Annotated in this window: 1 protein-coding gene; it reads right to left on the minus strand. The window is 36.9% G+C overall.

Annotated elements, in window-relative coordinates; genetic code table 11:
• Window positions 1–400: 400 nt before the first annotated feature.
• Window positions 401–1,063 (minus strand): hypothetical protein, encoded by a 663-nt coding sequence (locus tag LEP1GSC199_RS13455; protein ID WP_002984884.1) that lies wholly within the window; start codon window positions 1,061–1,063, stop codon window positions 401–403.
• Window positions 1,064–1,510 lie beyond the last annotated feature (447 nt).

Here is a 1,510-nt window from a genome sequence, read left to right on the forward strand (position 1 = left end):
AAAGCGGAGCTGTTCCCGTGTTGTACTAATTTTTTTAACATATTTAGCCTGTAGTAACAATGTTGTAACATTGTGTAATCACTTTCAATCAGAAATTTCTGAATTTTTTCCGGAAAGTTAAAGGAAATTGTAACTTGAATATGTGTTGATTACGCAATTATTGTTTTTTCCCATCCTATTTCGCAAATTCTAATGTTAAAGCTTATTTTTTAGGCTATGTCGTATAACGAATTAGCATTATCGACGTTCCTCGTAGCTGAGCCTACGGAGTAGGCGTTAGCGTCGGCGCGCTTTTTGCGGAAGCAAGAAAGCGTGACGGAGAGGAATGTGGCGTAGCCCTAGCGAGGGCGACAGTCCCGAAGCGCAGCGATAATGCGCTGTTATGCGAAGTAAGAAATTGTTAATTGTATTTTTCTTTTTTTGATTCTTGGTTTTTTATGATTTTAGATATAGATTCTTTTACTGATTTATCGGATAATAGATCTTTTAGATTTATCGCAGAATTTTTTTCTAGGTATAACGTTTCTGGTTTATGGGTGATAAATTGATTGCTCGTTGAATTATATGTTGGAAAAACAAGAACAAGTTGATGTCGGTTTTTATTTTGACTGAGGAATGAAACATTCAAACTAGCTTTATGTGATTTATACATTTCACCATTTTTTATATTCCAATAACAATATGTCTCAACATTACCAATATTTTTCTCCAACGTGTCCATATTCTTTTTTGCTTGCTCTTCCCATTGGAGATACTTATCTATTAATGTTAAAAGTTGCAATCTAGCGTTATTTCGTAAAAATATTCTGTTGTAATGAATGAAGTCAACGTAATATAAACCTATAGCTTCGTCTTTGATATCATAAATGATATAACCTTTCTCTTCCTTAAACTTAGATAGAACCTCTACGAAAGTTGAATATTGGAAGCTATTTTCGATAGCCCAATCGTCACCATCTGGAAATATATTCCGTTCTGTCCATAATTCTGTATTTCTTGGAGCTGAAGAACAAGCGTAGAGAACTAGAACTATTCCTATTTTAGTGATTAATGATCCTTTCATTTTAATTTCCTTGAATTTAGTTAAATTATTTCTTATTTCGCATAACGAACTAGCGGAGACGACGTTCCTCGTAGCTGAGCCTGCAGGGCAGGCGTTAGCGTCGGCGCGTCTTCTTGCGGAGCAAGAAGCGTGACGGAGAGGAATGTGCCGCAGGCCAAGCGAGGGCGAAGTCCCGAAGCGAAGCGTTTCCGCGCTGTTATCTGCTGTGCCCTATGCTAAGTTTGGCTTGCTGCCTGTTTTTTCTCACTAAGGAATTTAATAGTCCAAAATTGAGTCAAAGTTAAGCGACAAGTCTTGTAAATAGTTCTTCCGTAGGCGGATCCTTTCCAAATTTGATGTAAACAATATCCGGAACTTTGAATTCGTCAACTTCTTCTAACAGAATCATCCTTTGATTGCAGACAGGACAAGATTTGTGGAATTTATGATTCTCATCGAGAATCGAAT

Source organism: Leptospira vanthielii serovar Holland str. Waz Holland = ATCC 700522, from assembly GCF_000332455.1.
Lineage (GTDB): Bacteria > Spirochaetota > Leptospiria > Leptospirales > Leptospiraceae > Leptospira_A > Leptospira_A vanthielii.